This window comes from Chrysiogenia bacterium (assembly GCA_020434085.1).
In the GTDB taxonomy this organism is placed as follows: domain Bacteria; phylum JAGRBM01; class JAGRBM01; order JAGRBM01; family JAGRBM01; genus JAGRBM01.
Genome location: JAGRBM010000134.1, coordinates 1 through 7,227, shown reverse-complemented (window position 1 = coordinate 7,227; position 7,227 = coordinate 1). Strand labels below are relative to the sequence as shown.

Below are 7,227 nucleotides of genomic sequence, written 5' to 3'. Positions count from 1 at the left end.
CATGTGAAGTTGAACCAGCGCGCCCAGCGCCTTGGCATCCATGAGCACGTTCATTCGGTCGAGGACATTCTTGTTTTCGCGCAAGCGCAACTCATGCAGGATGAACGAGGTGAGCATATGCGGATGCTCGATCGAATAGGTCATCTCATAGGCCGGGGTCGAGATGGTTTGCCGGGACTTGTCAAAGCGCACCGCGCTGCTCGAGGGTACATGCCCGCGCTCGGCCGAGAGCAAATACAAATAGGCCTTGTCCTTGAGGGAGCCGCCGCTCGCTTCAAGTTCCACCAGCTTGCCGCGCGCGCGGCCGAGCTGCTCCTCGCCGCAACGCTCGCCCAGATCGCGCTGCATGAAGACGATCTGGTCGTTGTCGTCGATGAGGCCGGGTTGCTCGTCGGCGCTCACTTCGGGGAGCGCATCGCCCGAGACCACCCGGTTCTGGGAATTGATCTCATCGACCTGGAAAACCACCGGTGTCGTCTTGCCCGCCGCGCAGCGGAATGCCGTCAGGCCCAGCAGGCTCTGGCCGCCAAGCGTGGGAACCTGATTGCCGCTGACGACCAGGGGCAGCACGCTGACGTTGTTGGGCGTATTGCTGACGTTGTCGGATGCGAGGGTGCGAAGTGGGGCGAAACACACCGGCACGAGAAGTGTGACGATCGCAGCAAAGCGAAGCAGGTGCGGTGCCGATGACATGGTTCTCTTTCGGGAGAGGCGGGTCCGATGGAGAGGTGATAGCGCTTGCGCCACGTAAGACCGATCTGCTCCCCACCCATTTACTGTCAGATCAATCTAATTGGCCACCTGACCGGCAGGCAAGCCGGGCGGGGGCGTATCGGCTGTGGGGGCGAGGCGCTCAGGCTTCGTCGAGAAGCTGCGAGACTTCGCGCTCGATGCGGTCGCGGATGTCGGCAAAGTGGCTGCGCACTTCCTGCGCCGAGCCTTCGAACTCGCGCGGGTCGGGCATGGGCCAGTGCAGGCGGCGGGTGGCACCCGCAATTTCGGGCAGGTCGCGCTCGGAGTCCTCGCAGAGGGTAACGACGAGGTCCACGCTGCCGCCGGCGGCCTCCAGGGCCTCGGCGATGCTCTTGGCGCGGGGCTCTTCGAGCGGGACGATCCCGCGGTCGATGAAGGTGTTGTGGGTTCCTTCATGGACCTGGGTGGGGGCAATTCCGGCGCTGAAATACTGGTTGGCCTCGTCGAGATCGAGCCAGCGGCCCAGTTCCTCGGCCATCAGGGAGCGACAGGCGTTTTCTTTGCAGACAAAAAGAATCTTCATGGCGGCGCGCAGGCTAGTCCGCGCGGGCGCGGCGGTCCAGAGGGAAAGGCTACTCTTCGTCCAGAGCGGCAAGGCGCTCAGGGTAGCGCCGCGAGAGAATGCCGCCGATGATGCCGATGACGCCCATGAGGTCGATGACATGCAGCACGCTCGCGGCAATCTGCAGATTCCCGCCGAGCTTGTAGCGACCGGTCCACGTCAGCCACATGCCCGTTGCCTCGACCACCGAGACGATGATCATTCCCAGCAGCATCATCCGATGGGAATCGGTCGCGTTTTCGACTCCGCCGTAGATGGAGATCTCCGCCACCATGAAAACCAGCACAACGGCGGCGAATCCAAGTCCTTTGGAGGGCGTCGGTGCGGCGTTCACCGCTTCGCCCATCGCGTGTGTCATCACAATCTCCGGGAGGTTTCTGACAGCAAGCCTTCCGCCGGGGCGGGGCTCGGCTCTTTCGAGCTTGTCGGTCCCCTTTTATTTACACGTCCGGGCCCCGGTGGGGAAGGAAGAAAAGTCCAGTGGCACGGGGCCATTCCGGCCTAGGCGGGGGGCAGGGCGGAGCGCAATTGTTCTTCGAGAAAGAAGCCAATGCGGGGTTTCAGCGCCAGAGCGGCTTCTGCATCCGTACAGTCCCAGATCGGCAGATAGTCCCTTCGTTCCTGGCGCAGGCGTTTGGCCAGTTTCTTTTTCTTCCCCAGGCGGGCGGCCTCGCGCAGGTTGTCGAGCCGGTCGGCCATTTTCACGATTCGAAGCTCCGGCGGCCCGGCGCGCAGGCCCGCGAAATAGTGGGCCAGGCTGACCGCCTGGGGCACCCCGGGATTGCGGCGGTGCTCGAAGGCCAGCGCCGCGCTCCAGCGGGCGGCCTCGCTTCCTGCAACGGCGGCCAGCGTGGCGGTGGGCAGGGCCGGGTCGTGCTCCTGGGTATCGTGGAGCAGGGCGACCTTGAGCCACAGGGGCTCGCGAAGTCCGGCCTCCTCGGCGACGATGAGGGCCACGCGCAGGGGGTGGAGGATGTAGGGCCCCTCACGCGGGTCTATCTCTGGGGCGTGGACCCGTGAGGCGAAACAGGCGGCCGCCTCCAGCGCGGGGCGCTCGTCGGGCGCCACGGCGGCCAGCAGGCGGGCCAGCAGGGTCTCTCCCCGCGAGTCTGGACAGATCAGTCTCATCGCGGGCCCAGCATAGGCGCTTGGAACGCCCGTTCCCACCCGGATTTGGGGCTGCATGCTCCATGCGTTGCATCGGCGGGGGCTAGGGTGCAAAATGCGCGCGCTCCTCGGGGAGACCGCCGCACAGGCGCCGCCCCATTCAAGCAAACATCGGGGGAAATTCCGGGCAATGATCGTCTTTCTTACTGGAACCAACAGCTTTATCGGTGAGGCCATTCTGCGCGAGTTCGTCGGTCGCGGCGACAAGGTCCGCGCGCTGGTCGAACCCGGCACCGACCTCTCGCACCTGAGCGACGTGAAATTCGAGAAGGTCGAGGGATCGCTCTCCACCTTCGATCAGATGCGTCTTGGCGCGGGTGGTGCCCACGCCATCGTGCACGCCGAGCCGGCGGCCACGACCTGGTACCCCGATTACGAGAGCGCCCGCGTGGCCAACGTGATCGGCACGAAGAACCTCATCTCCGTGGCGCGCGGCCTTGGCATCAAGCGTATCGTCGTCGTGGGCGGCATCGCCGCCAGCGTGAAGTTGCCCTCGCACTGGGCAAACTCGGTCTCGGACGCGCTCACCGCGGCGTTCAGCAACAACTGGGACGGCCCGGTCTCCGACATGGAAATCGTGGCCGTGCATCCGGGCGTGATGGTCGGCCCGCGCGATCGCGGCCCCAGCGCGTTCGGCCGCCTGCTCATCGAAGCGCTCCGCGGCGAGGGGGGCTGGCTGCCTGCCGGCGGAATTCCCTTGGTCGACGTCCGTGACGCCGCACGTAACATCGCCTTTGCGACCAATCACGGCGTGCCCGGCTCCGACTACAATTTCATTGCCGAGTATCTCAAGCTCGGCGAGCTCTTCCAGATCTGCGCCCGCATTCGCGGCGAAAAACCGGCCAGGCCGCTGCAGCTTCCGGGCATCGTGGCCCGCGAGCTGGCCTGTGTGAGCGAATTCGCGGCGAGGGCTTCGAAGACGCCGCCGCGCGTGAGCAAGGAAATGGCCGCGCTGATTTCCAAAGGCTCGCGCTCGCTGCCCGATGGCGTCTCCGAGCGCCGCACCTTGCGTCTCGAGCCCTACCGCCCGGCAGAGGAGTCGCTCGCCGACGCGTTCGCCTGGTGGGCCGAGGCCGGACTTCTTCCGCGCGAGTCGGCCAGCTACTGAGGCATCCACTGCATCGACAGGAAAAGCGCTCCCATGCCGGGGGCGCTTTTTATTTGCGGCGGGTCTTGTCCCAGGTGCCGCCGGGAAGGGTGTTGGGCGCGGCGATGTGGGGCAGGGTACCGGTCAGCGACTTCAGGAAAGCAAGAAGCTCGCGCATCTCGTCTTCGGTGAGCGGCACGGGCTCAAGGAGCGGCGAGAGCCAGGGATTGGCCTCGCCGCCGGTAATATAGAGCGCAAGGACTTCTTCGAGCGTGGCGGCCGAGCCGTTGTGGAGGTAGGGCGCGCGCTCGGCCACGTTGCGCAGGCTCGGCGTCTTGAACGCGCCCTTGTCGCGCTCGTTGTGGGTCACTTCGTAGCGGCCGAGGTCGGGGACCTTCGCGTTCATCCCGACGCCCACGTTGTGGAACTGTTCGTCGGTGAAATTGGCGCCGCCGTGGCAGGTGATGCAGCGGGCCTTGCCCCGGAAGAGCTCCCAGCCGGCGATGGCGTCGGGTTGCAGGGCTTCCTTGTCTCCGGCCCGCCAGCGATCGAAGGGCGAATCCGCGCTCACCACCGTGCGCATGAAAGTGGCCAGCGCTTTGGCGACGCGTTCCTGCGTGATGGCGTTGTCACCGAAAGCGGCTTCGAAGAAGGGGCCGTAGGCTTCGAGCTCCCTGAGACGCGCGATCATCTCGTCACCACTCTTGAACGCCATCTCCATGGGGTTGGTCACCGGCTGGAGCGCCTGGTCTTCGAGGCTGGCGGCGCGCCCGTCCCAGAACTGCGCAGAGGAAAACGCGCGGTTGATGAGCGTCGGGGTGCGGCGTTTTCCGAAGAGTCCCGGCACGCCGATGGGGCGCGGGCTGCGCTCGGTGTACTGGTAATTGGGATCGTGACAGGTCGCGCACGCGGTCGAGTCATCGATGGAAAGCCGCGTGTCGTAGAACAGCATGCGGCCGAGCTCTGCTTTCTGTGCGGTGACGGGATTGTCCGCGGGAACAACGGCGTCCTTCCAGTCGAGCCCCACCGGGAGAATCTCCGGAACAATGGAGCCGGCCGGCGGCGGGCAGGGGCGCACGTGGGGGCTGCGCGCCAGCCGGACGACCGAGGTGATCGGCGCGTCGGGCCCGGGCGCCCAGCTCCACTGGTTGTTGGTGCAGTCCCAGGGCTTGGCCGGCGAACTCGGCGGCTCGCTTGTCGCGACGGGGTCTGCGGGCTGCGCGGCGGGTGCCGGCGCCGCTTGCTGCTTTTTGGCCCACTCGGGGGTCTTGGGAAGCGGGTCGCAGGCAAAAAGGAAAAGGGCCGCCTGCAGCGTGAGCAGCAGGCAGCCCTTTGTGATGCGTGTCTGCAAGGGCTCTTACTCGACCGGCATCCCGGCCTTCCAGCCGCCGGGGAAGACGTCGGGGATGTCCACCTTCGTGCTGGGGCCGTCGAGGGACTTCATGAATGCGATGAGGTCGCTCTTCTGCTGCTCGGTCAGATTGAGCGGCGTGATGAGCGGATCGAGGTGATCGTTCTTGTTGCCGCCGCGGTTGTAGAGCTCCACCACCGATTCAAGCGTGGGCTCGCTGCCATCGTGCATGTAGGGCGCGCGCGAGGAGAGGTTGCGCAGGGTCGGTGTCTTGAAAGCGCCCTTGTCCTTTTCCGCTTTAGTGACCTCGTAGCGACCGAGATCGGGTTTCTCCTTGTTCATTCCCACGCCCAGGTTGTGGAACTGCTCGTTGGTGAAGTTTGCGCCGGAGTGGCAGATCGCGCAGCGACCCTCGGCCAGGTAGACCTGATGGCCGCGCTTGGCTTCTTCGCTGACGGCGCTCTCGTCGCCGGCCTGCCATTTGTCGAAGGGCGAGTTGCCCGAAATGATCGTGCGCTCGAACGAAGCGACGGCCTTGGCAAAGCGGTCGATGGTGACTTCGGACGTGCCGAAGGCTTTTTCAAAGAGTGGGCCGTATTCGGGAATCTTCGAAAAGCGCGCTTCGAGATCCGCGTGCGTCATTCCGTGCTCGATCGGGTTCTCAATCGGGCCCTTGGCCTGCTCTTCGACGCTGGCGGCGCGGCCGTCCCAGAACTGTAGGGTCGAGAACAGGCGGTTGAACGAGGGAGGCGCGCGGCGCGTGCCCTTCTGACCGCCAATGCCCGTCGAGGTCGGGCCCTTGTCGGTCCAGCCGGTATCGGGATGGTGGCAGGTCGCGCACGAAACGGTCCCGTCGCGCGAGGTGCGGGCATCGAAGTAGAGCAGGCGCCCCAGCTCCACCTTCGCGGGTGTCACCGGGTTGTCCTCGGGAACAAAGGCCATCTCGGGATCGAGGCCCGTGGCCAGCTCGCTCTTGAGCAGCATCCCGATCACGTCCGTGTCGGCATGCGCGGCGGCCGGAGCAGCTTGTTCAGCGGCGGCCGGCGGCGCCTCGGGCGCGGGCGGCGAATCCATTTTCCTTGGTTCCTGCTGGCAGGCTGCCACGCACAGCGCGGCAAGCACCATCACGAGTGTCTTTTTCATCGGTTCGAAACCCCCTGGCTGTTGGGACCGGCGCGCCCGAGGGTGCATCGGTCCGCTTTTTTGGATCAAAACCCGGTTGTCAGTTTAGCGAATGTGGAAGCAGGCGCAACGCGCGAACACGTCAATCGGCGCTCTTGCGCGCAATCAGGCGCACCTGCCCGCTGACCTGGCGGCTGTGCAGGGGATAGCTCAGCGCCGCTGCCACAGTGCAGGCACCGTAGGTGAGCAGTCGCTTTGTGCGCCCGCGCATCCGGTCGAGCAGCACGTAGGCCGAAAAAGGCCCGCCGTAGCCCGCGTGGATCGGTTCGAGCCCGGCGGAACGGGCCGCCTCTTCGAGTCGCTCCGCCGTCATCACCTCGTGGGTTTTCTCCACGTTCGGGTCGGCGCGGTAGTAGGGCCTGCCCGAGAGCCCCTGCAGGTTGGGGACGCTGACAATGACGATGCCGCCCGGGCGGGTGATGGCCGCATGGGCTTCGACAACCGCGCGGGTGTCGGAGAAATGTTCGACGAGCCCGAGCGAATAGACCAGGTCGTGCGCGCCATGTTTTTCAGGACTGAGCTCGAACACATCGGTCTCGAAGACCTCGCCCACGACGCCGAGGGCCTCGAAGTTGCGCCGGGTCCACGCAACTCCCTCGGGCGAGAGGTCGCACCCGCCGACCCGGAGTCCGGTGCGAAGGTGCAGGTCGGCCAGCCACGCGCCGGGCGCGCAGCCCAGCTCGAAGATGCTGGTTGCAGTGCCGGGAAGCGCGCCGAGCAGCAGGCGCCGCGTGGAGATGACGGAGGGATTGATGCGCCCGGGGCGCACCGGCACCCTGGTGCCGCGCCAGACCTCGTCCCATTGGGCGGCGGTGGTCTTGCGGGGATCGCTCACGGAGGGCGTGCCTAGCGGGCCATGGCCTGCTCGACCTGGTCGCGCCGATCCTTGCCTTCGAGTTCCTCGACGAGGGCGAGGGCGAAGTCCATGGCCGTTCCCACGCTACGGGAAGTAATTACGGGGCCGTCTTTGACAACGGCGTCGGTGGTGACAGCGACGCCCTCGGGCTTTAGCGAGCCCAGCACGCCCGGATAGCTCGTCGCCTTGCGTCCCTTGAGCACGCCCACGTCGGCGAGCACCTTGGGGGCGGCGCAGATGGCGGCGGTGTTCTTGCCCTGCTCGTTCAT

9 protein-coding genes are annotated in these 7,227 nt (G+C 65.9%); 1 reads left to right on the top strand and 8 read right to left on the bottom strand.

Annotated features, from left to right (window positions below):
• The 4 genes from KDH09_04435 to KDH09_04420 form a co-directional block, all read right to left on the bottom strand.
• Window positions 1-693: hypothetical protein (locus tag KDH09_04435; protein MCB0218919.1), on the bottom strand; the 693-nt coding region annotated here is incomplete at its 3' end.
• 160 nt (window positions 694-853) lie between these two features.
• The gene (locus KDH09_04430; protein ID MCB0218918.1) at window positions 854-1,276 is read right to left on the bottom strand and encodes a hypothetical protein; all 423 of its coding nucleotides are present in this window, start codon (window positions 1,274-1,276) and stop codon (window positions 854-856) included.
• A 49-nt stretch (window positions 1,277-1,325) separates the two neighbouring features.
• Window positions 1,326-1,673, bottom strand: a complete 348-nt coding sequence (locus tag KDH09_04425) for a hypothetical protein (protein MCB0218917.1) — start codon at window positions 1,671-1,673, stop codon at window positions 1,326-1,328.
• A gap of 143 nt (window positions 1,674-1,816) precedes the next feature.
• A complete protein-coding gene (locus tag KDH09_04420; protein ID MCB0218916.1) occupies window positions 1,817-2,443 on the bottom strand; it encodes a hypothetical protein in 627 nt (208 codons plus the stop codon).
• A gap of 169 nt (window positions 2,444-2,612) precedes the next feature.
• Here KDH09_04420 and KDH09_04415 point away from each other — a divergent pair, with 169 nt between their 5' ends.
• Window positions 2,613-3,590, top strand: coding sequence for an NAD(P)H-binding protein (locus KDH09_04415; GenBank protein ID MCB0218915.1), 978 nt, complete (start codon window positions 2,613-2,615; stop codon window positions 3,588-3,590).
• A gap of 49 nt (window positions 3,591-3,639) precedes the next feature.
• On the opposite strand, the gene KDH09_04410 is transcribed toward KDH09_04415, so the two are convergent.
• The 4 genes from KDH09_04410 to KDH09_04395 all read right to left on the bottom strand — a co-directional run.
• Window positions 3,640-4,920 carry a c-type cytochrome gene (locus KDH09_04410; protein MCB0218914.1) on the bottom strand — a complete coding sequence of 427 codons (1,281 nt, stop codon included), beginning with the start codon at window positions 4,918-4,920 and terminating at the stop codon, window positions 3,640-3,642.
• A gap of 6 nt (window positions 4,921-4,926) precedes the next feature.
• The gene (locus KDH09_04405; protein MCB0218913.1) at window positions 4,927-6,063 is read right to left on the bottom strand and encodes a c-type cytochrome; all 1,137 of its coding nucleotides are present in this window, start codon (window positions 6,061-6,063) and stop codon (window positions 4,927-4,929) included.
• 121 nt (window positions 6,064-6,184) lie between these two features.
• Entirely contained in the window at window positions 6,185-6,937 is a 753-nt protein-coding gene (locus tag KDH09_04400) for a class I SAM-dependent methyltransferase (protein MCB0218912.1), read from the bottom strand.
• An 11-nt stretch (window positions 6,938-6,948) separates the two neighbouring features.
• Window positions 6,949-7,227, bottom strand: a 279-nt coding sequence (locus KDH09_04395; GenBank protein MCB0218911.1) for a DJ-1/PfpI family protein, incomplete at its 5' end; no start/stop codon positions are given.